Origin of the sequence: Brevibacterium sp. GP-SGM9, assembly GCF_047300845.1 — a bacterium.
Taxonomy (GTDB): domain Bacteria; phylum Actinomycetota; class Actinomycetes; order Actinomycetales; family Brevibacteriaceae; genus Brevibacterium.
Genome location: NZ_CP178563.1, coordinates 3,433,929 through 3,455,189 on the forward strand (window position 1 = coordinate 3,433,929; position 21,261 = coordinate 3,455,189).

The 21,261-nt window shown below is 64.5% G+C and carries 19 protein-coding genes; 12 read left to right on the plus strand and 7 right to left on the minus strand.

Annotated features, from left to right (window positions below):
- Nucleotides 1-14: 14 nt before the first annotated feature.
- The gene (locus tag ACH82I_RS15375) at nt 15-527 is read left to right on the plus strand and encodes a GtrA family protein (protein ID WP_413333859.1); all 513 of its coding nucleotides are present in this window, start codon (nt 15-17) and stop codon (nt 525-527) included.
- A 7-nt stretch (nt 528-534) separates the two neighbouring features.
- Nucleotides 535-897, plus strand: a complete 363-nt coding sequence (locus tag ACH82I_RS15380) for an iron chaperone (protein ID WP_413333861.1) — start codon at nt 535-537, stop codon at nt 895-897.
- 40 nt (nt 898-937) lie between these two features.
- On the opposite strand, the gene ACH82I_RS15385 is transcribed toward ACH82I_RS15380, so the two are convergent.
- The 7 genes from ACH82I_RS15385 to ACH82I_RS15415 form a co-directional block, all read right to left on the minus strand.
- Nucleotides 938-2,296: a DUF6716 putative glycosyltransferase gene (locus ACH82I_RS15385; RefSeq protein WP_413333863.1), complete on the minus strand. Its 1,359-nt coding sequence runs from the start codon at nt 2,294-2,296 to the stop codon at nt 938-940.
- Complete coding sequence (locus tag ACH82I_RS15390; protein ID WP_413333865.1) at nt 2,283-3,275, minus strand: hypothetical protein; 993 nt, start codon at nt 3,273-3,275, stop codon at nt 2,283-2,285. Before ACH82I_RS15390 ends, ACH82I_RS15385 begins: the two co-directional genes overlap by 14 nt.
- Nucleotides 3,275-4,705 (minus strand): polysialyltransferase family glycosyltransferase, encoded by a 1,431-nt coding sequence (locus ACH82I_RS15395; protein ID WP_413333867.1) that lies wholly within the window; start codon nt 4,703-4,705, stop codon nt 3,275-3,277. The genes ACH82I_RS15390 and ACH82I_RS15395 overlap by 1 nt, the downstream gene beginning before the upstream one ends.
- Nucleotides 4,702-5,697 (minus strand): glycosyltransferase family 2 protein, encoded by a 996-nt coding sequence (locus ACH82I_RS15400; RefSeq protein ID WP_413333869.1) that lies wholly within the window; start codon nt 5,695-5,697, stop codon nt 4,702-4,704. Before ACH82I_RS15400 ends, ACH82I_RS15395 begins: the two co-directional genes overlap by 4 nt.
- Nucleotides 5,698-5,912: 215 nt before the next feature.
- Nucleotides 5,913-6,800 carry an N-acetylneuraminate synthase family protein gene (locus ACH82I_RS15405; protein ID WP_230744747.1) on the minus strand — a complete coding sequence of 296 codons (888 nt, stop codon included), beginning with the start codon at nt 6,798-6,800 and terminating at the stop codon, nt 5,913-5,915.
- Nucleotides 6,797-8,170, minus strand: coding sequence for a cytidylyltransferase domain-containing protein (locus tag ACH82I_RS15410; protein ID WP_413333871.1), 1,374 nt, complete (start codon nt 8,168-8,170; stop codon nt 6,797-6,799). The genes ACH82I_RS15405 and ACH82I_RS15410 overlap by 4 nt, the downstream gene beginning before the upstream one ends.
- A gap of 143 nt (nt 8,171-8,313) precedes the next feature.
- Nucleotides 8,314-10,101, minus strand: a complete 1,788-nt coding sequence (locus ACH82I_RS15415) for a dolichyl-phosphate-mannose--protein mannosyltransferase (protein ID WP_413333873.1) — start codon at nt 10,099-10,101, stop codon at nt 8,314-8,316.
- A 169-nt stretch (nt 10,102-10,270) separates the two neighbouring features.
- Between ACH82I_RS15415 and ACH82I_RS15420 the strand changes: the two genes are divergently transcribed.
- From ACH82I_RS15420 to groL, 10 genes are all read left to right on the plus strand, one after another.
- Nucleotides 10,271-10,957 (plus strand): DUF4190 domain-containing protein, encoded by a 687-nt coding sequence (locus ACH82I_RS15420; RefSeq protein ID WP_413333875.1) that lies wholly within the window; start codon nt 10,271-10,273, stop codon nt 10,955-10,957.
- 153 nt (nt 10,958-11,110) lie between these two features.
- Nucleotides 11,111-11,536: a DUF4190 domain-containing protein gene (locus tag ACH82I_RS15425; protein WP_230744751.1), complete on the plus strand. Its 426-nt coding sequence runs from the start codon at nt 11,111-11,113 to the stop codon at nt 11,534-11,536.
- A gap of 98 nt (nt 11,537-11,634) precedes the next feature.
- Nucleotides 11,635-12,057, plus strand: coding sequence for a DUF4190 domain-containing protein (locus ACH82I_RS15430; protein WP_230744752.1), 423 nt, complete (start codon nt 11,635-11,637; stop codon nt 12,055-12,057).
- Nucleotides 12,054-13,007: a 16S rRNA (cytidine(1402)-2'-O)-methyltransferase gene (gene rsmI / locus ACH82I_RS15435; protein ID WP_413333877.1), complete on the plus strand. Its 954-nt coding sequence runs from the start codon at nt 12,054-12,056 to the stop codon at nt 13,005-13,007. The genes ACH82I_RS15430 and rsmI overlap by 4 nt, the downstream gene beginning before the upstream one ends.
- 292 nt (nt 13,008-13,299) lie before the next feature.
- Nucleotides 13,300-14,361, plus strand: a complete 1,062-nt coding sequence (locus tag ACH82I_RS15440) for a hypothetical protein (RefSeq protein WP_413333879.1) — start codon at nt 13,300-13,302, stop codon at nt 14,359-14,361.
- A 223-nt stretch (nt 14,362-14,584) separates the two neighbouring features.
- Nucleotides 14,585-16,300: a methionine--tRNA ligase gene (metG, locus tag ACH82I_RS15445; RefSeq protein ID WP_413333881.1), complete on the plus strand. Its 1,716-nt coding sequence runs from the start codon at nt 14,585-14,587 to the stop codon at nt 16,298-16,300.
- Nucleotides 16,300-17,274: a TatD family hydrolase gene (locus ACH82I_RS15450; protein ID WP_230744755.1), complete on the plus strand. Its 975-nt coding sequence runs from the start codon at nt 16,300-16,302 to the stop codon at nt 17,272-17,274. The genes metG and ACH82I_RS15450 overlap by 1 nt, the downstream gene beginning before the upstream one ends.
- Before the next feature lie 289 nt (nt 17,275-17,563).
- Nucleotides 17,564-18,757 carry a resuscitation-promoting factor gene (locus tag ACH82I_RS15455; RefSeq protein ID WP_230744756.1) on the plus strand — a complete coding sequence of 398 codons (1,194 nt, stop codon included), beginning with the start codon at nt 17,564-17,566 and terminating at the stop codon, nt 18,755-18,757.
- A 444-nt stretch (nt 18,758-19,201) separates the two neighbouring features.
- Nucleotides 19,202-19,495: a co-chaperone GroES gene (gene groES, locus ACH82I_RS15460; RefSeq protein ID WP_166973277.1), complete on the plus strand. Its 294-nt coding sequence runs from the start codon at nt 19,202-19,204 to the stop codon at nt 19,493-19,495.
- Between the two features lie 36 nt (nt 19,496-19,531).
- Entirely contained in the window at nt 19,532-21,124 is a 1,593-nt protein-coding gene (groL, locus tag ACH82I_RS15465) for a chaperonin GroEL (protein ID WP_230744757.1), read from the plus strand.
- Nucleotides 21,125-21,261: the final 137 nt, after the last annotated feature.

The window sequence follows — 21,261 nt, forward strand, 5'->3', positions numbered from 1 at the left end:
ACTCAGGCACTGTAATGAAAGAGTCATTCTCGGCCCGGATGAGGCGTCTCGCGGCGGAAGCGTTCAAATTCCTCACTGTCGGTGGTCTCGGCTATATCGTCGACGTGGGTCTCTCCAACGTCCTCGCCTGGGGTCTCGGCCCGATCCCCGCCCTGCTCGAGGGCAGCCCGATCAAAGCGAAGATCATCTCCACCATCATCTCGATGATCGTCGTCTGGCTCGGCAACAAGCTCTGGACCTATGGGGATCGGACGACCGATTCGAATCTGCGCGGAATCCTGCTGTTCGTCGCGGTCAACCTGGCAGGCATGATCATCACCGTCATCCCCTTGGGCGTGACCTGGTATCTGCTCGACATGCGCGACCAGCTCACCTACAACATCTCGACGAACATCATCGGCATCGGCCTGGCCATGATCTTCCGCTTCTATGCCTACCGCACCTGGGTCTTCAAGGATGCAACCCCCGCCGCCGAGGTGGTCGTGGAGATGGATGAGACGAGCACCGTTCCCGACGACCGGAAATGAGGCCGGAATGAGCGACAAGGCGAAAACCGTTGATGAGTATCTTGAGGGCGTGGACCCGCAGTTCAGGGCGGAGCTCGAACGGATCCGCACGCTCGTGACCGAACTCGTCCCCAGCGTCGAAGAGACGATGAGCTACCGCATGCCGACCCTGAAGTACAAAGGCCGCGCCTTGGTGTACTTCACGGCCTCGAAGAAGCACATGAGCCTGTTCCCCTCGTCGTGGGCGATCGAAGAGTTCGCAGACCGGCTGGGGGACTACTCGACCACCGAGCACGCGATCCGGTTCACGTTGGAGAAGCCGCTGCCCACCGACCTGATCGAAGACCTGGTCCGCTTCCACGCACATCAGATCGACGCAGACCGGCACTGATCGAACCACGACGGTCTCATCCGCGGCATCAAGTCGAACCTCAGCGACCGGTCCTGATCTTCCGGTAGGCACGGATGACCGGGGTGGGTGCCATCGTGCGCAGCTCGGCGCGGATGAGCAGACGCTTCTGCTTCCACACGGCGCTGCGGCGATTCGGCAGCTGGTTCGCCCGCGCCCGGGTCGCCAGCAGTCCCAGATGACGGCGCAGACCGCCGTCGGCGACGTGGAAGTAGTTCGCGGCCAACCACTCAGGGCTCGGGAATCCGATCGACCCGGCGGCCACCTCGGCGAGGGTGCCGGTGGCACCGGAATCGGCGAAGGCCTCATTGAGCAGCGTGCGGTCGAAGCCGAAGTCGGAGACGAGCAAGGTGGGAATCCCACGGTCGAAGGCTTCCAGGGCCGCCGTCGATGAGACCGTGACCAGAGCCGAGCCGGGGATGAGGAATTCGTCGAGGGGGCCGTAGCCGAGTTCGATCCGGTCGGCTCCGGGAACGCCGCGATTGCGAAGGGTCTCGAGGAGCTCGAAGTAGGAATGCTGCTCGTGGTGGGTCTCGAACTCGCCGGGGCGGGAACGCAGCTTGATGATCGCCGTCGAATCATGGTGGCGATGAGCGAACTCGGCGAGGGCGGCGAGGATCGACTCACGGTCGGCCGCTGACTCGGGCACCTTGGCCTGAGGAGCGAACACGAGGGTGCGGGGCACCTGGGCAGAGTCCGGGGAAGCGCTTTCCCGCGGAATCTCTGCGGGAGCGTCCGCGGGAGTGTCTGCAGGTTGGGGGATTCCGGTCGAACGGAGCATCGGCAGCCGGGCCAGAAACACCTCGCAGGGCACCTGCGCCAGTTCGCTCGCCTCCGTGTAGGCGGCCACCTCGGCGTGGGAATGGGCGATGAAGGCGTCCATGAGGCGACGGTAGTTCATTCCCTTGCCGCTGGCCGGCAGGCCCATCCCGGGCAGCCCGGAGACCAGCGCCGGGCGAAGGTCGAGCAGGTGCGCGGTGAGAAAGAGCTGGGCGACGATCGGCCCGGTCGCCGCGCCGAGCACGATGTCGGCGCGATGATCGGCGATCGTCTCGGCAAGGTCGGCGCGAGTCACGATGGGGATCTTGCGCCCCGCCCAGGCAGTGCCGGCCACGGCATGGCGGATCTGCTCCTCGGTGGGCAGGATCGGATTGTCGATGAGGCAGACATGAGCCTCGACGTTCGGCAGGCTGCTGAGCAGCTGCGTCGCCCATTTGAGGTAGGACTCGGAATCGGAGACCGAGACGATGCGGATAATGCCGTCCTCGGTCGCCGGCGGAACGGCGGAGGAGGCTGCCGGCTCTGCCGGCACGGGTGGGGCAGGCGCGGCCTCTGTCGGTACGGCCTCTGCCGGCACGGATGGTGGTTCAGGAGTCGACATCTGCCTTGACCGTCTGGGCGTTGAGGGACTTACGCAGACTATCGGGTGAGGACCCGGTCCACCACTTCGCGGGGATCTCGGTGACGGCGATCGTGACGTCAGGGTTGAGCGTGGCAAGGGACACCGCAGCGGTGCTCGGCAGGCTGCGGATCGTCGAGTCCGAGGGCAGGTTGATCAGTCGCAGCTCGATGGGCAGACCGACGTGTTTGATCCGGATCCGTTCGTCTTCGGCGAGTTCGGCGAGGAATTCGTCGGTCTCACGCCGGTGCGGGTAGTAGGTGATCGGGCCCTCGGCGGCGAGCTTGTCGAGCCAGGACCGGTAGGCGTCTTCGTGGATGAGTCCGTCGGCGGCCAAAGCCGAGCCGATGACGGGATTGTCCCGGGGATGGCTGCCGCCGGTGGGCAGGGTCTGCAGATGGGTGAACTTGTGGCGGGTGATCTCCGCACCGGTCTTGAGGAAGGCCTTGCGCATGGTCTTGGACACCGGCAGCGCCGTATGCCAGCGCAGCCTGCCCGCCGGTGCCAGACCGCGCAGCCGATCGGCGACATGAGCGGCCATCACCGCGCGAGATGCCTTGAGCTTCTGTCGGGGTCGGACCAGCGGCCCGCGCTTGGCGGTGAGGATTTCGATCGTCGAATACGTGGCCAGGCCGTCGTCGAGGATGACGACCTCGGGCATCCGGCGCTCGAGGTAGGCCAGGGACAGCGCCTTGTGGACCTGGCCCGAGCAGGCGTCGCCGATGTAGATCCGATCGGGAGGGGACTTGCGCAGAATCCCCGGCTTCGCCCCCTCGCGTTCGAGGCGGACGCGCTTCGGCAGCCATGCAGTGTCGAAGGCGTCGAGGAAGGAAGTCATCCCCTTGGCGTTCGCACGCGCCCGGATGAGGAGGTCCTCGTCGGGTTCGTGAGCCTCGAGTGCGGAGAGGAACTGCAGGGGCGATTCGACGAAGGCGATGGATGTGAGTCTCGGTTTGCCCATCAACGGCTTTGGACCCTCTTCACAAACCGCTTCTGTTTCCTCACGATCGCTTTGACGGCGAGCGCACCTGACTGTCTGAGCATTCTGCGAGGGGCAAACACCTGGGCGTTGCCGCCCGGCAGGCCGAGACTTCTCAGCCTCCTGCGTTTGAAATAGCGTCGGAATCGATCTTCGGCGCCGACTGCGAAAACATTCTCGAGGAATTCGGTGGCTTCCTCCCGCAGATCATGGGACAGATTCGGCGCCATGCAGTAGGTGACGGCGCTGATCAGTCTGGCAAGCTCGGGTGGGGGAGATGCCGAAGGATCGGGCTCTTGGCCATCACAGAGCTCCGAGATGATCGTCAGGGGGATCCGGTTGCTGTTCTGGTACGGAGTGATCGCCTCCAGGAGCATGTTCGTGCCGATCGCCACGGCCGGAACTCCGTAGATCTCGCGCGCCGTCATCAGTGCGGTGGAGAATCCGCCGAGGACGAGCGCGGGACGGAACCGATCGACGATCACCTCGGCCAGCAGGGGCTCATCGAGAATCTGCAGGGAGATGCCTGCCTCCTCGGCGGCGACGAACAGCGGGTCGAGCTGCGAGGGAGGAGCCGCCGGATGGGGTTTGAACACGACGGTGCGCAGCCCTCGTTTTTCTGCTTCCCGGATCATCATCACATGAAGGCCGGTCTCATCCTCATCACTGATCAGGCCAAGTGCCGACAGGTACTGACCGACGATCAGTGCCCAATCCCCTTCGCGGGCGGTTTCACCTAGGGCTGATGTGAGCGCCTCCTCCATGTGTTCACCGATTTCGGCGACCACTGCGCGGAAGGCGTCAAGGCTCAGCGGCCGGTGCACGATGCCGTATTCGGCGAGCAGTCTGGGTTCGCTGCCCGGGACCAGCGGGAGGAAGTGCAGAGTCGACATCCGCTGACCATTGGTGAGTGGGATGTGGCTGCGGGTCGGTCCGTAGGTCATCAGTCCATCGGCATGCACCCGGATCGCTGCGCGATTGAACACCCGCCCCAGGGCGATGGCGGGATTGACCTGGGGCGACTCGAGGATCAGCTCGACGTCCGAATCCCCGAGCTGCCAGGCGCTGCGCAGATAGGCCTCGACGACGGGAACATCGGTCTGGTCCGGTCGCCATGACGATGGATGAACATGCAGAGGTGCGAGTGTCTCATTGAGATCGATGACACGATCGAAGCGACTCAGGAGGGATTGTGCGGCAGGAGCGTCGATGAACGAGCCGGACAGCTCCATGACGATGGCATTGTTGCTGACAAGCAGCAGTCGCTCATCCGGCCCGGGTGTGCCCGCAGGAGCGTTGCCGTCGGTGCCGACCAGGGCGGGGGCTGCCGGATTGTCGTATTCGCCTTCGTCGATTCCCGCGGCCAAGCAGACCAATTCGAAGAACGTTGAGGCCAGGAAGATCTGTTTCACTTCATCATCTCCGCAATGAGGCTCGGTGCCACGTTGAGGTAGCTGCTCACATTGAGCTGACGGGCGGATTTCTGCAGAACGAACTCCTCGCGCAGGAGCTCGGGTGGGATCTTGGCGGAGATGGTTCGCGAACCACGACGCAGCTGGGACCGCAGTGCTCCAGGTGAGGCAGCGAAGCGAGTGATCTGGTGATCGAGAATGGCCAGCCAGTTTCTGATCGCCTTCGGCCAGAACTCCTCGGCTTGATCGTCGGCGGCCACGAGATCGAAGATCTGGCCGAAAGCGCGGATGAAGTCCAACTGTCGGGCGTCGACGATTCGTGAAAGCGAGTTCGTCAGTCCCCGTCGGTAGAGGATCCCTGGGGCGTCGACGACGGCGAAGGACTGAGCCTGGAGGTGCAGACGCCAGATCCAGGAGCGGTCTTCGGCCGTCATGAAGTTCTCCGGGAATTTGAGGATTCCTGCATCGAGGACACGGCGGTGGAAGATCCCGGCCCAGGCATAGGGGTAGTCGACCATCGTCGGTTCGTGTATCGGGAGGATGCCCGCTCGCGGATCCAACGCAATGTTGCGCACCGACATCGGAGCGAATTTGCGAACGCGTTTCGTCCCCTCGACAGTCGTGTGATCGCAGCGGATGAAATCGACGTCGAGCCTGTGTGCCGAGTCGAGCAAAGTCGGGAGGTGGTCGGGGGCCAACCAGTCGTCGCCATCAAGGAACACGATGTGTTCACCCTCAGCGATGTCGAGGCCCTGATTCCTCGCGTTGGCCAATCCAGTGGCTTCCGGGTTGGTCAGAACGTCGAAGCGGGGAAAAGACGTCGAGACCTGCTCGAGGACGTGCGGAGTCTCGTCCGTTGATCCGTCATTGATGAAGATCAACTGGGCACTGTCCCAGATATCGCCCTGCTTCTGCAGCGAACTGAACAGTGTGTTCAGATACGGTGCACCGTTCTTAGCGGGGATGACGATGCTCAAATCGACGGTCGACACAAGGTCCTTTCACGGTGGTGGAAACTCCAAGGCGTCAATCTAACGTCGTTTGGAGAATAGAAGTTGGCCTGCAGGTGAACACACAGCTTCGGAATCCGACCGCTCAGCACCTCGGCGGGCGTGTGCTCAGCACTCTGGCGGGCGTGCGAACGGCCCCGTCGCGGGAAGAGCGGCGGGGCCGTGCAGAGATCAGGCAGATCAGGGTCTCGGTTCGCTCAGACGGTGACCTTGCGGAGCGAATCGATCTTCGACTCCTCGCCCGGCATGACGCGCTTGTCACCGTCGCCGAAGGCGGTCTCGAGGACGCGCACGCCCTTGACCAACGAGGCGAACTCGCGCGGCTCCATCGAGGCCGACTGGTCCGAACCCCACATCGAGGAGTCCAGCGTGATGTGGCGTTCGATGGTCACGGCACCCAGGGCGGCGGCGGCGAAGGAGATCTCGAGGCCCAGCTCGTGACCGGAGTAGCCGACGGGCACGCCGTAGCGCTCACGCATGGCGGGAATGGCCTTGAGGTTGACCTCTTCGGGCGGCAGCGGGTAGGTGGAGGTGGCGTGCATGAGCACGAGCTTGTCGCGGTCGAAGACCTCGACGGCCTTGTCCAGCGTCGTCCAGTCGGACATGCCCGACGAGCAGAGCACGGGCTTGCCGGTGGCGGCGATCGCGCGCAGCAGCTCGAAGTCGGTCAGCGAAGCCGAGGCGACCTTGTAGGTCAGGGCGTCGAACTCGTTCTCGAGGAAGTCCACCGAGTCGGTGTCCCACGGAGAGGCGAACCACTGCAGGCCGAGTTCCTTGGCGTAGCGGTCGATCTCCGCGTATTCGTCCTTGCCGAACTCGACGCGCCACTTGTAGTCGAGGTAGGTCATTTCACCCCACGGGGTGTCGCGCATCTTCGACTTCTGGTGTTCGGGAACGGCCACATCGGGGTTGCGCTTCTGGAACTTCACGGCCTGGGCACCGGCGGTGACGGCGACATCCATGAGCTGCTTCGCGATCTCGACGTCGCCGTTGTGGTTGATGCCGATCTCACCGATCATGTACACGGGCTGGTTCGGGCCGACGAGCTGATTGCCGATGGCCACGGGGGCGAGTTGATCAGTCATGAAACCTGCTTTCGATTGGTACGCGAGGTGTCCGCGTGGTTCGTGAGCAACGGCTGTTGCTGCTGGATGGATGGCTGGTTGATGTCTGCCGGTGCTTCGGTCGAATGCCGTGATGAGACGTTGACCGAGGCGAGTGCGGGACCCGAGGCGAAGCCGGATGCTTCATCGGGGACGGGGATGAGGTCGCAGACCTCGCGGACCGCTCCGCGGCCGCCGGGCCGGTCGAGGACCACACGAGCCGCTGCGAGCACCTTGGGATGGGCGTCCGCGACTGCGATGGGCCAGCCGACGACATCGAAGGCTTCGAGGTCGTTGATGTCGTTGCCGACATAGGCCACACGGGCCGGATCGAGACCGTTCTCTTCGATCCACGAACTGAGGATCATCGATTTATTGTCGATGCCCTGGGTTACGTCGACATGAAGTTTCTCTGCCCTGCGGGTGACAACTGGATTGCGTTCTTTCGACAGGATCATCACAGGAACACCTGCCTTCACCAGTCGGGAGACGCCCATACCGTCGCCGCGGTGGACGCGCACCTGCTCATTGCCGTCCTCATCGACGTAGGCGCCGTCATCGGTGTGGACGCCGTCGAAGTCGGTGACGAGTGCGTCGACGTCGATGACCTGCGCGGTCTCCTGTGTCGAGGCGATCGCCCTGACCAGTGTCAGGTCCGACATGTCGTCGATCTCGCGGGCATGCTCGGGCGGGACCTCCTCGATGCCGATGCGGCCGAAGAAGCGGTGCTCGTGCTCGAGCAGGCCGTCGGTGCGCATGACGTAGAACGCCCCGGTCTCGTTGAAGTGCTTGGCCCGGTCCTGTCGGCGGGGACGGAAGCTCGCTTCGTGACCGACGGCCACGGCCTGCTCGCCGTCATCGAGGCGCCACAGGAACGAGTGGTCCTCTACGGCGGAGAACACGACATCGGCCTCCCCGCTGCGCACCGTGCGCACGGCGTTGTCGATCGAGGCGGAGTCGATGAACGGGGAGGTGCACTGCATGAAGACGGTGGTGTCGAAATCCTCGCCGAGGCTGCCCAGCGTGTGGATGAGAGCCGATTCGCTGGTCGCGGTGTCCCCGGCGATCTCCGCGGGACGGTCGGCCACCTCGGCGCCGGCCCGGATCGCTTCCGCGGAGATGCCTGCGTGGTCGGTCGAGACGACCACCCGGTCGATGCTCGGGGTCGCCTTGGCGGCATTGATCGCCCGAGCCAACAGCGAGATTCCGGCGACCTTCTGCAGGTTCTTCAGGGGGATCCCCTTGGATCCGCCGCGGGCTGGGATGATGGCCACCGCCCGGTGCGGGCGTCCCGCGGCCTCGGATGCGGTGGGAGCTGCCGGCCCGGAAGCGGCCGGCGCTGGGGGAGTCATCGTAGAAAGGTCGTTCACAATGACACGACGTTAACGAGGCGGCGTTACCTCAAGGTGAATACGCCGTGTCGCCGAGGCGACCGAGCGGTGGCGGGGATGTGTCGGTGTGCGAGAGCTCGGGAAGCGGTGCGTGGGAGCTGCACTCAGCGCCAGGTGACGTTCCACATCCGGTCGTTCCAGGCCTCGAAGGGGATGACCTCGCCGGTGTAGATCGGCCAGAAGTAGGCGAAGGCGAGGACCGCGGCGGCGAGGACGAGGCCGACGCCCATCCGCCGTGCCAGCAGCGGCCACGAGGGTCGGGCGCCGGGACTCCGACCCCACAGCAGGGTCAGGCAGTAGGTGAGCGCGAGGACGACGAAGGGGACCATGACGATCGTGTAGAAGGTGAAGATCGTGCGTTCCTGGTAGGCGAACCACGGCAGCCAGGTGGCGGCGAGCCCGGCGAGGATGACGGCCGGGCGGACGTCGCGGCGGATGATCCAGACGATCAGGCAGGCGAGGATCGCCAGCGGGGCGAGTCCCCAGATGACGGGGTTGCCCACCGAGGTGATCGCCGAGGAGCACCGCTCCGCCACGCAGCCCATGCTGCCGTTGTCGTAGGACTCGTAGTAGAAGGAGGTGGGCCGCCATTGCACGATCCAGCCCCAGGGGTTCGACATATAGGGGTGTTCCGAGTCGAGGCCGACGTGGAAGGAATACGCGGTGTAGTGGTAGTGCGCCAGCGAGGGCAGCCACTGCAGCCAGTCGGGCAGCGCCTGCCACCATCCGGGATTCTCGGCCGCCCACTGCCGGTCCCAGGCATCATCGGACCGGATCCACCCGGTCCACGCGACGAGGTAGGTGAGCAGCGCGACGGGCACGAGCTTGAGGAACGAGGGAATGCTGTCGCGGACGAGTGTGCCCAGCCAGGGATGGACGGCACCGGCCCGGTAGCGCGAAGGCACGTCCCAGGCGACGACGAGGATGCCGAACGCCGCCAGGGCATAGAGCCCCGACCACTTCACACCCATGGCCAGCCCGATGCTGATGCCCGCTGCGATGAGCCAGGGACGCGCGCCGAGGCGGGGCCCGAAGTTCGCCAGATCTCTCCGTCGGGTGCGACCTCGGTCCCGGGGGCGGGAGCCGTCGGCGACGTCGGCGGTCTCGGGTGGGGGAGCCGCCTCGGCGGCCAATCTCTTCGTCACGTGCTCGCGGTCGAGGACGATGAAGAAGAAGGCGAGGAGGACGAAGCCCATGAGCACGATGTCGAGCAGGCTCGTGCGGGAGTGGACGAAGTGCTCGCCGTCGACGGCGAGCAGGCCCGCGGCCACACAGGCGAAGAAGGCGGAGCGGAAGAGCTTCCAGGCGATGACGCCGATGAGGAAGATCGTCAGGGTGCCGATGATCGCCACGGAGAAGCGCCAGCCGAAGGAGTCGTCGGCGCCGAAGAGGTGGATGCCGGCGCCGATGATCCACTTGCCCAGCGGCGGGTGGACGACGTATTCGGGATCGGGTTCGATGACGCTGGGGTCGCCGGTGTTGAAGGAGTCGTCGGCGTCCTCGGGCCAGGCGCGTTCGTAGCCGAAGGTGAAGACCGAGTAGCCGTCCTTGACGTAGTAGGTCTCGTCGAAGATCATTCGGTGCGGGAAGTCGAGCCGGAAGAGTCGCAGACCGCCGCCGATCGCGGTGATGATGAGCAGCGCCGGCCACATCCAGAGCGGGGCTCGGGTGGCCCACATGCCGGCCGTGAAGGTGCGGCGGCGCATGGCGGCCGCGTGGACTCGGACCGTTTCGCGTTTGGTCGCCAGACGCTCACGGGCCCGGCGTCGGACCGGCGCCGAGGCGGTGGGAGCTGTCTGGGTAGGCGCGGCCACCGTCTGGGCGGGGTCGGCCGACGTGTGGGCGGGGTCGGTCGACCGCCTCGGCGCCTGGGGATCTTCGGGTTGACTCATTGCGTTCAAGTTTAAGGTCCGCCGCGGCGCTCGCCCTCAACCGACGCACAGGGTGCGTCATCGCGTGGCCGGCGGGTGTGACTTCGGTCGCTGGGGATCATTTCATTGTCCATCGGCCCATGGTGACGACTAGGGTAGTAAGAGCAGGCAGCAGACGAGTGAAATGGTGATGAGCGTGTCCTACAACCCGGACTACCGCCCGAGCGATCCGCCGCAGGTCGGTTCGCAGCAGTTCAACAATGGCTATGGATCGTCGCAGCCGCAGAACGGAACCGGCTCCGGCCAGCCGGGCTACGGGCAATCGGGGTACGAACAGTCAGCCGACTACGGCTACAGCCAGCAGGCCTCTGGTCAGCAGAGCTACTGGCAGCAGAGCGGACACGACTACGGCCAGCAGGGCGCGTACAGCCAGCCGAACTCCTATGGCGGCTACAGCCAACCTGGTGCCTACGGAACGTACAGCCAGCAGAACGCGTACGGGTACAGCCAGCCGGTGACCTACGGAGCGCCGATGATGCTGGTGCGTCCGAAGCCGAACGCCCTTGCAGTGTGGTCGATGTGGATGGGCATCATCGGGCTCGGCGGCGGTTTGATCTGCGGCCTCTTCTCGATCATTCCGATCATCGGCTACCTCTTCGCCTTCATCGCGATGTTCTTGTGGATCGCTCCGATTCTGGCGGTCATCTTCGGACACCTCGCACACTCGAAGATCAAGAAGACCGGTGAGGACGGTCGCGGGCAGGCGACGGCCGGCCTCGTCATGGGCTATATCGGCATCGGCTTCGCCATCCTCATGGCCATCATCGTCATCGGGGTCATCGGACTGGGGTTCTTCGCCGCGGGCATGGGCTACTGATTCGGCCTTTCGGCCCGGGTTCACCGGTCTGGCATCCGTGGTGCAGGACTGCAACACAATTAGACGGTGGCCGAGTCTCGTGGTCGATAGCGTTGGAGACAGAACGCAGGGGTTGACCCCGAGCACCGCCAACGCGACTGGAGCGAATCGGACATGTACACTCGTCAACTTCCCGCCGGCGGAAGCTATGCAGGCACTGCCCCCACCGCGGGCAGCACCTTCAACGGGGCCAGCTCCTACAACATGAGCATGCCGGCAGCCGCTATCCAGCCCTATGCCATTGCCCCGGCCTATGTCTACCGGCCGATCGCCCCGACCAACACCCTGGCGATCGTCGGCATGATTCTCTCGATCGCCGCTTTCAGCTTCGCCCCGGCCGCGATCGTCGGAATCATCCTCGGTCACATCGCCCGGCGTCAGATCCGCAGGAGCGGAGAGCGCGGTGACGGGATGGCGGTCGCCGCGCTGTGGATCGGTTATCTGCTCACCTTGTTCTGGCTGCTGTTCCTCATCCTCTACTTCGGACTCATCGCTCTCGCGGTCGGTCTGGAAGTGTCCACCGCCGGTCAGATCAGCTGATTAGCCGACCCGAACTGAGACCCACCTGTAACTGCCCCGCCTTTTGCCGCGCCGATCGACTCGGTACCGTTGGAGGCAGACCCCAAGGAGAGAACGCCATGAGCAGTCAGAACAACTGGAACAATCCGGACATGTACTACCAGCAGCCGCAGTCGGGTGCTCCCGGCAACTCCGGCTACAACCAGAATGCCGCGTACGGAGCCAATGCCCAGTACGCAGGGACGACCTACGCATACCAGCCGCTGCCTCCGACGAACACCTTGGCGATCATCGCTCTCGTCTCTTCGATCGCCGGTGTCGTCGCCATTCCCATCCTCGGCGGGATCGCGGGCATCATCATGGGGCACATCTCCCGCAAGCAGATCAAGCAGACCGGGGAACGCGGAGACGGAATGGCCGTGGGTGCTCTCTGGACCGGCTACATCGGCACTGCGCTGTGGGTCCTCTTCTGGGTCGGCTATGTGGGTGTCATGGTCCTCATCTTCGGCGTGGCGATGGTCGGAGCGGGTTCGGCCGGTTGAGCCAGCCAACGCCCCCTGCCTACGATGAGCGGGACCAGGACACTGCGACCGATGACCAGCACTCTGTGTCCGATGGCCTCGGCCCACTGCCGGCGGACGGCGCAGAATCCACGGGTCCTTCCGACGGCGGACGACTCATCCTCGTCGGCACTCCGATCGGCAACCTCGGCGATGCGAGCCCGCGAATGCAGCAGGCCATCGCCGCAGCCGACGTTATTGCCGCCGAGGACACTCGGCGCTTCCTCTCGCTGGCCCAGCGCCTCGAGCTCGACCACACCAAGCGGGTCATCAGCGTCTTCGACCACAACGAGGGCAGCCGTGCGCCCGAACTCGTCGAGCACATCCGTGGCGGCCAGACCGTGGTCCTGCTCAGTGACGCCGGGATGCCCGCCGTCTCCGATCCGGGCTACCGAGTCGTTAAGGCCTGCGCCGAAGCGGGGCTGCCGATCACCTCGACGCCGGGACCATCCGCCGTGCTCATGGCGCTCGCCGTCTCCGGTCTGCCGAGCGATCGATTCAGCTTCGAGGGATTTCTGCCGCGGAAATCCGGGCAGCGCAAGAGCTTGCTCGAGGAACTGAAGGCCGAGAAGCGGACCATGGTCTTCTTCGAAAGCCCCCACCGCATCGCCGATGCCATGGACGACTTCTGCGAGGTCATCGGCGGCGACCGTCCGATGAGCATCAGCCGCGAGCTCACGAAGACCTACGAGGAGACGCTGCGCGGGACCACGGGAACGCTGCGTGACCTCGCCGCCGATGGTCTGCGCGGGGAACTCACCCTCGTCCTCGCCGGCGCCACTGCTGTGGAGACGAATCCGGAGGACCACCTCGGCGCGGTCTCAGCCCTCGTCGACTCCGGCGTGCGGGCGAAGGACGCCGCCGGCCAGATCGCGAAGCAGTTCGGACTGTCCAAACGCGATGTCTATGAGGCCTGGCTCCACCAGGAGTGAGGCCGGCCGGTGCGAAGCGGGGTCTCCACTCATGCGCGCGGGGCTGTGGATGGAGCGCTTGCGGGTTGGTGTACCGTTTAAGTCACTGTGCAGCGGTTGTAACCAGCCGCCTCTGACTTAAACAGTGCATCCGCCCCGGGCAACCCGCCAGTCTCCTCACCTGAGTCGAGCGTGCGTGGCTGTGGACGACTGCGGCTACTCGGGCGCATCGGCACTGTGGAGGAGAAAGCCGAATGCACAAGCGGACTATTGAGGCTGTACGCGGTGTGCGCCTTGAAGCCAGTCTTGCGGCATGTTCAACATCGCGTACTTTCAGGACCTGAGATGTGCCGGCGTCACGACCACTCGGATCCGGGCGGCTCTGTCCTGCTGCCTGCTCAGACTCGGGCACGGTGTCTATTCGGTGATTCGGCGATGCGGGAATCCCGGTCACGCGGTCTTTGCGACGTTCATCGACAACGAGGACTGGATCCGTTTTCACGCCGAGGGAAAGCCGCGGGATTCAGGCCAACGTGCCCGGTACTCCGAACATCTGGACAGACTGCGGGTGCTCAGCTATCCGAACTATCGGCCCGACGATGTGGTCTGGTCAGTGTCGGCGGCTCGAGTGCATCGGATCGGGCTGTTCGATGCGCCGGTTCGACCGATCTCTGTCATCAATCCGCGTTTCCGCACGATGAATAGAACAATTCGACGGCACAAGCGTCCGGTTCCGGCTGAGGACACCTGCGTGTTCGAGAACATCGTCAGCACCACCCCTGCTCGCACGGCTCTGGATCTGAACGCGGATCTGAGTCCGGCAGCCGGGTTCGCGGCCATGGAGCAGGTGCTGCGACGGCACATGCTCGGCGACGATGAAGACCTGATCTTCAGACTCGGCTACCCGCCGAACCTGGAAGCGGAGGTTCCCGCGGCCGTCCGTTCGCTGTTCGCGAGTCCGGTCGCACGGCTGTCCAGCGGGCGGAAGCGGGCCGAGAAGCTCGGGGGACTGATCAGCCCGTTGTCCGAAAGCTATGCGGAGAGCCGCGCCTCGCTCAACCTGCACCTGCTCGGCCTGCATGATTTCGTGCAGCAGTTCGAAGTCAGGGACGGGCGACGAAAGCTCACGCGTCTGGACTTCCTGCTGAAGAATGCACGAGTGGCGCTGTACGTCGACGGGACACAGAAATACGTCGACACGGGATTCGACGCGATGAACAAGGAGAGCCGCCAGCACAATCGGCTTCTCGCATTGGGGTTCAAGGTCATCCGGTTCAAGTTCAACGAGGTGCTCGGCTTGCAGACGTTCTCACAGAAGCTGTTCTCACAGGCTCCGGAGCTGCGCGGCCAGTGTGGCTGTCGGCTTAAACTCTGAGGGGAGGGTGCACGGGTGCGCGGGTGTGCGAGTACGAAGGTGCGCGGACGCGAAGGTACGCGGGTAAGCGGGTACGCAGATGCACGCAATAAGTCAGCATGCACCGGTTGCAACCAGCGCATGCTGACTTAACACGTGCAATGGCCGCCTACGCCCATGCCCACGCCCCCACCCCCGGACCCGTGCGCACCGGCGCCGCGGCGTCCCTTAGACTGAGTTGCCTATGGGTTACTACTTGACGACAGCCATTGCCTACCCCAACGGGGCCATTCACATCGGGCACGCGTACGAATACATTGCGGCCGACACGATCGCGCGGTTCAAACGTCTCGACGGCAACGACGTGTTCTTCGCCACCGGCACGGATGAGCACGGGCTGAAGATGCTGCAGGCGGCGAACAAGCTCGGCATCACCCCCAAAGAACTCGCCGATGACAATGCGAAGAACTTCCGCGACACCCAGCTCGCCCTCGGCTCGACCTTCGACCGCTTCATCCGCACCACCGACGAGGACCACTACGCGGCGTCCAAGGCGATCTGGCGCAAGCTCGAAGAGGCCGGCGACATCTACCTCGACACCTACGCCGGATGGTACTCGGTCCGCGATGAGGCCTTCTACACACAGGATGAGACCGAGGTCGTCGACGGCGTCCGCCTGTCCAAGGAGACCCGCACCGAGGTGACCTGGACGGAGGAGGAGTCCTACTTCTTCCGCCTCTCGAAGTACCAGGACAAGCTGCTCGAGCTGTACAAGAACCACCCCGAGTTCATCGGCCCGGACTCCCGCCGCAACGAGGTCGCCTCGTTCGTCGCCTCGGGGCTCAAGGACCTCTCGGTCTCGCGCACCACCTTCGACTGGGGTGTGCCGGTGCCCGGCAACGAGAAGCACGTCATGTACGTGTGGATCGACGCCCTGACGAACTACCTCACCGCTGCCGGATACCCCGACGACCAGGAGCGATTGGCCAAGTGGTGGCCGGCGAACGTCCACATTATCGGCAAGGACATCATCCGCTTCCACAGCGTCTACTGGCCCGCGTTCCTCATGAGCGCCGGGATCGAACTGCCCAAGCGAGTCCACGCTCACGGCTTCCTCTTCAACTCCGGTGAGAAGATGTCGAAGTCCGTCGGCAACGTCGTCGACCCCATCGACCTCGTCGACGCCTTCGGTCTCGACACTCTGCGCTTCTTCCTCTTCCGTGAGTTCTCCTACGGCCATGACGGGTCCTACACCAAGGACTCGATCATCACCCGCAAGAACTCCGACCTCGCCAACGAGTACGGCAACCTGGCCCAGCGCTCGCTGTCGATGATCGCGAAGAACTGCGATGCCCAGGTGCCCCAACCCGGCGAACTCACCGAGGACGACGAGAAGCTGCTGGCCCTGGCCCGTGCGGTCCCCGACACCGCCCGCCGCCACGTCGACACGCAGGCCCTACACCTCTACGTCGAGGCCTGCTGGAAGGTCCTCTCCGAGGCCAACCGCTACTTCTCCGCCCAGGAGCCGTGGAAGCTGAAGAAGACCGATCCCGACCGCATGGCCACCGTGCTGTGGGTGACGATCGAGGTTGTGCGCATCATCTCGATCCTCATCCAGCCGGTCATGCCCGAGTCCGCCGGCAAGATCCTCGACCTCCTCGGCGTCCCCGCCGGAGTCGGGGAGGCCGGGGCGAAGGTGCTGCCCTCCGCACTCGATTCGGGATCCGGCGCCGAGGCGATGGACTCCCTGATCGTAGGAGCCGGAGCGGGCGTCGTCGCCGGGGCCGGATTCGCCGCTGCCGGCATCGCCCCGGTCGCCGCCGAAACCGCGGAGAGCGGGATCGCCGCTGCCGAGGTGGACCCCCGGTCCTTCGCGGCCGTGGGCTTACCGCTCGAGCCGGGCACTCCGCTGCCCAAGCCCGAGCCGGTGTTCCCGAAGTTCGTGGAGGAGACCGAGTAATGGCCTCGCGCGCTGCCGGAACCTACCCGCCGGTGCCCGAACCGCTCGCCTACCCCATCGTCGACACCCACACTCACCTCGACATCTGCACGGGAGTGCGCCTGCCGCTGGGTTCGGGCGAGCCGGAACCTGAGGTCACCCCCGATGAGGACGAAGAGTTCCCCTCCCTCGACTTCTTCTATGAGACAGCGCAATCGGCCGGGGTGCAGCGGATCGTCCAGATCGGCTGCGATCTGCCCGCTGCACGGTGGACCGCCGAGCTCGTCGCCTCGCAGTACGCCGGGGCCGACCGCGCCGAGGTGGCACCAGGGTCGACCATCCCGACCCCGCCGGCGCGCAGCCGGGAGTGGATGCTCGGTGGCGCGGCCCTGCACCCCAATGAAGCACCGCGGCTGGCCGCACGTGGCCTGCTCGACGAGGCGCTGACGGAGATCGAGTCGCTGGTGACCTCCCACTCCCGGATGCGCGTAGTGGGGGAGACCGGCCTCGACTACTTCCGCACCGGTGACGAAGGCATCGCCGAACAGCAGCGTTCCTTCCGTGCTCACATCGAGATCGCCAAGCGCACCGGCAAGGCTCTGCAGATCCACGACCGCGAGGCTCATGCGGATGTGCTGCGCATCCTCCGCGAGGAGGGTGCCCCCGAGGTCACGATCTTCCACTGCTTCTCCGGCGACGAGGCGATGGCCCGCGAATGCGCCAGCGCCGGCTACTTCATGTCCTTCGCCGGGAACCTCACGTTCAAGAACGCCGAGGAGCTGCGGCGGGCGGCGAAATCCGTCCCACTCGATCTGCTGCTCACCGAGACCGACGCACCGTTCCTCACTCCGCACCCGCACCGGGGGCGCCCGGGTGGCCCGTACCTCGCGGCGATCACCGCGAGGAGGCTTGCCGAGGTGCGCGGAATGAATGAGGAAGATCTGTGCGCCGCGGTCTGGAACAACGCGAGCACCGCGCTGGGCAGCTGGAGCTAGATCTGACCGTCTGAACCGAGCGTTGGGCGGAACCGAACGGTTGACGTGGACTGCTTGACCGCCTCGGCGGGGAGGGCTCTGCGGGGTGGGCTGTGAGGGAGATTACGGAACGGAACGACCGCCTCGGCGGGGAAATGTCACGGTCGGGTGGCCCCCGGAATCACGGGGAAGTCCTGGTCAGCAGGGGCAGGGAAGCGACCCTGCCGTTACGTTTTCGTGATATTTTGCTAACCGTGTAACGAATCGGTTACAGTGTATGAGTCGATGAACTCTGCTCAGGGATATTTCTGTGATTGATTTTCTCAAGAACCGCAAGGTGCAGATCGCTGCACAGGCGGTCGTGATTACCGGACTCGTGGGTGGCACGGGCGCCGTGGTCACCATGAACAAGCCCGTGACCCTCGAAGTCAACGGTCAGGCCGAAGAGATTCGGACCTTCGGCGGAACGGTCGGGGACATCCTCGACAGCCGCGACCTCGACCTCGACAAGCGCGATCAGATCAAGCCCGGCGCCGATACGAAAGTCGACCGGGACATGACGATCACGGTCAACACCGCCAAGGACGTGTCCCTCTCGGTCGACGGCAAGGAGACCGACGAGTGGACCAACGCGAACACCGTGGGTCAGGCGCTGGCCGACCTCGGTGTGAACGCGAAGGACGCCGAGATCAATGCCGAGCCCAATCAGTCTCTCAAGGACAAGGGCAACGACATCGAGGTGACGACCGCGAAGGACCTCACCATCGTCGCCGACGGCAAGGACCACAAGGTCTCGGCCGCGGTGGGCACGGCAGAGGATGCGCTCGGCGAATCCAAGATCAAACTCGACAAGGACGACTTCCTGTCCGTGCCGATGTCGGCGGATGTCTCCGACGGCCAGGTTCTCACCGTCAACCGGGTGGAGAACAAGACCGTCAAGGAGAAGGAGTCGATCAAGGCCAAGGTCGAGAAGAAGAAGTCCGACTCCCTCTACAAGGGCGAGACCAAGGTCGAGTCCGAGGGCAAGGATGGTCAGAAGGAGATCTCCTACAAGATCAAGACCGTCAACGGCGATGAGGTGAAGAAGGAGAAGAAGGACGAGAAGGTCCTCTCCGAACCCAAGACCAAGGTCGTCATCGAAGGCACCAAGAAGAAGGAGACCCCGAGCGACACCGGTGGCTCGGACTCCGGCGGCTCCGGTTCGGGCGGCTCCGACGACGGATCCAGCTCCGGCGGTGGCGGCGGCGGCTCGATGAGCACCCAGGAGATCAAGGACATGCTCGGTGGACCCGGCTCCAAGTGGTACTCGGTCGTCAAGTGCGAATCGAACTTCGACCCGAAGGCCTCGAACGGCACCCACTTCGGTCTCTTCCAGTTCCTCCCGCAGACCTGGCACTCCATGGGCGGCAGCGGCAATCCCTCGGATGCCAGCCCGCAGGAGCAGTTCCAGCGTGCGAAGAAGCTCCAGGCCGAAGCCGGCTGGGGGCAGTGGACCTGCGCCTGAGCCGAGGTTGCGCCTGAGCTGGTTCGCAACTGAGCCGGTCGGCGACTGAGCCAGTCGGCGGCTGAGCCGAGGTGATCGACCGAAAGCGCGGATTCCGGGAATACCCCGGGGTCCGCGCTTTCTGTATGCGCGGCTCGTTCGGGTCGCGGGGTCCGGTGCCTTCGAGGCCTGGCGCTGCGCCCTCGGCCCCTTGGGTTCCGCTGCGCCTCCGACCCCGCGTGTGCGGCCCAATCTGAACTTTCGCCCAGAGCATGACGAAACCTTGGCACTCGAGTTGACCGAGTGCTAAACCCGTTCTAGAGTCGAATTAGCACTAGCACTCATTGAGTGCCAGTTTTACGAGACGGTCGAATCGCTCGGCACCCGCGACGACGAGAGATTCATGGCAGCAGCCGCCGTCTGACTCAACGAAGAATTGAACCCAGCGAAGGGAGAGGGCCCGATATGTCGGTCTCCATCAAGCCACTCGAAGATCGGATTGTCATCCGTCAGGTCGAAGCAGAACAGACTACCGCCAGTGGTCTGGTCATTCCCGAAACCGCCAAGGAAAAGCCTCAGGAAGGCGAAGTTGTCGCAGTGGGCCCAGGCCGCGTTGCCGACAACGGAAACCGCGTTCCCGTTGACGTTGCCATCGGCGACAAGGTCATCTACTCCAAGTACGGAGGCACCGAAGTCAAGTACGCAGGAGAAGAATTCCTCGTGCTCTCGGCTCGTGACGTGCTCGCCGTCATCGGCTGAATCCTCTGAACAACCACTTCACTGACAGGAGGACGAATGCCTAAGACTCTGGAATTCAACGACGAAGCTCGTCGTGCACTCGAAAAGGGTGTCAACACCCTGGCCGACACCGTCAAGGTGACGCTGGGACCCAAGGGCCGCAATGTCGTGCTCGACAAGAAGTGGGGCGCCCCCACGATCACCAACGATGGCGTGACCATCGCTCGTGAGGTCGAGGTCGACGATCCCTACGAGAACCTCGGCGCCCAGCTGGCCAAGGAAGTTGCCACCAAGACCAACGACATCGCCGGTGACGGAACCACCACCGCGACGGTCCTGGCTCAGGCCTTCGTCAACGAAGGTCTGCGCAATGTGGCCGCCGGTGCTGCTCCCGGAGCGCTCAAGCGCGGAATCGAATCCGCCGTCGAGGCTGTCTCCGATCAGCTCGGCACCATCGCCCGCGATGTCGCCGACTCCTCGGAGATCGCCCACGTCGCCGGTCTGTCCGCTCAGTCCGAAGAGATCGGCAAGCTCATTGCCGACGCCTTCGACAAGGTGGGCAAGGACGGCGTCATCACGATCGACGAGTCCCAGGCCGCTTCTGTGGAACTCGAGATCACCGAGGGAATGCAGTTCGATAAGGGTTACCTCTCGCCGCACTTCGTGACCGATGCTGATCGCCAGGAAGCTGTGCTCTCCGACGCGCTCATCCTCATCAACCAGGGCAAGATCTCCAACATCCAGGAGCTCCTCCCTGTGCTCGAGAAGGTGCAGCAGGCCGGAAAGCCCCTATTCATCGTTGCCGAAGACATCGAGGGCGAGGCTCTGTCGACGCTGGTCGTCAACAAGCTGCGCGGAATCATCAATGTCGCTGCCGTCAAGGCACCCGGCTTCGGTGACCGCCGCAAGGCCATCCTCGAGGACCTCGCCGTCCTCACCGGTGGTCAGGTCGTCACCCCGGATATGGGCATGAAGCTCGACCAGATCACCCTGGACGAGCTCGGCAACGCCCGCACCATCACCGTCACCAAGGACAACACCACCATCATCGATGGTGCCGGGTCCGACGATGCTGTTGCCGGCCGGGTCGCCCAGATCCGCGCCGAGGTTGAGAACACCGATTCCGACTGGGACCGCGAGAAGCTGCAGGAGCGCTTGGCCAAGCTCTCCGGCGGTGTCGCCGTCATCAAGGTCGGCGCCGCCACCGAGGTGGAGCTCAAGGAGCGTAAGCACCGCGTCGAAGACGCCGTGTCCGCAACTCGTGCCGCCATCGAAGAAGGCGTCGTCGCCGGTGGTGGATCGGCTCTGATCCACGCCGCGAAGGTCCTCGACGGAAACGACCTGGGACTGGCCGGAGATGCGGCCACCGGTGCCGACATCGTTCGCCGCGGCGTCGTCCAGCCTCTGCGATGGATTGCCGAGAACGCCGGTCAGGACGGCTACGTCGTCGTCTCCAAGGTGCAGGACCTCGAGTCCGGCCAGGGATACAACGCCGCCACCGATTCCTACGGCGACCTCATCGGCGCCGGAATCATCGACCCGGTCAAGGTCACCCGTTCGGCTCTGCGCAACGCCGCTTCGATCGCCGCCCTGGTTCTCACCACCGAGACCCTGGTCGTCGAGAAGAAGGAAGAAGAGGACGAGGACTGAGCCATCCGCTCAGACTGAGTCGTTTCTGACCAGCATCAGTGGCCCGGAACATCATGTTCCGGGCCACTGGTGTATTCACAGCAGAACGCCGAGGCTGTTCCGCGGAAGCCCTCCGGGCCGTGTGCTCGTCGACGACA

Excerpts from the sequence above, each read along its gene's own strand:
- ACH82I_RS15440 (WP_413333879.1), top strand. The coding sequence starts at position 13,300 with ATGTTCAACATCGCGTACTTTCAGGACCTGAGATGTGCCGGCGTCACG.
- ACH82I_RS15425 (WP_230744751.1), top strand. The coding sequence starts at position 11,111 with ATGTACACTCGTCAACTTCCCGCCGGCGGAAGCTATGCAGGCACTGCC.
- ACH82I_RS15380 (WP_413333861.1), top strand. The coding sequence starts at position 535 with ATGAGCGACAAGGCGAAAACCGTTGATGAGTATCTTGAGGGCGTGGAC.
- groES (WP_166973277.1), top strand. The coding sequence starts at position 19,202 with ATGTCGGTCTCCATCAAGCCACTCGAAGATCGGATTGTCATCCGTCAG.
- ACH82I_RS15430 (WP_230744752.1), top strand. The coding sequence starts at position 11,635 with ATGAGCAGTCAGAACAACTGGAACAATCCGGACATGTACTACCAGCAG.
- ACH82I_RS15405 (WP_230744747.1), bottom strand. The coding sequence starts at position 6,800 with ATGACTGATCAACTCGCCCCCGTGGCCATCGGCAATCAGCTCGTCGGC.
- groL (WP_230744757.1), top strand. The coding sequence starts at position 19,532 with ATGCCTAAGACTCTGGAATTCAACGACGAAGCTCGTCGTGCACTCGAA.
- ACH82I_RS15390 (WP_413333865.1), bottom strand. The coding sequence starts at position 3,275 with ATGGGCAAACCGAGACTCACATCCATCGCCTTCGTCGAATCGCCCCTG.
- ACH82I_RS15385 (WP_413333863.1), bottom strand. The coding sequence starts at position 2,296 with ATGTCGACTCCTGAACCACCATCCGTGCCGGCAGAGGCCGTACCGACA.
- metG (WP_413333881.1), top strand. The coding sequence starts at position 14,585 with ATGGGTTACTACTTGACGACAGCCATTGCCTACCCCAACGGGGCCATT.
- ACH82I_RS15450 (WP_230744755.1), top strand. The coding sequence starts at position 16,300 with ATGGCCTCGCGCGCTGCCGGAACCTACCCGCCGGTGCCCGAACCGCTC.
- ACH82I_RS15415 (WP_413333873.1), bottom strand. The coding sequence starts at position 10,101 with ATGAGTCAACCCGAAGATCCCCAGGCGCCGAGGCGGTCGACCGACCCC.
- ACH82I_RS15410 (WP_413333871.1), bottom strand. The coding sequence starts at position 8,170 with ATGACTCCCCCAGCGCCGGCCGCTTCCGGGCCGGCAGCTCCCACCGCA.
- ACH82I_RS15420 (WP_413333875.1), top strand. The coding sequence starts at position 10,271 with ATGAGCGTGTCCTACAACCCGGACTACCGCCCGAGCGATCCGCCGCAG.
- ACH82I_RS15375 (WP_413333859.1), top strand. The coding sequence starts at position 15 with ATGAAAGAGTCATTCTCGGCCCGGATGAGGCGTCTCGCGGCGGAAGCG.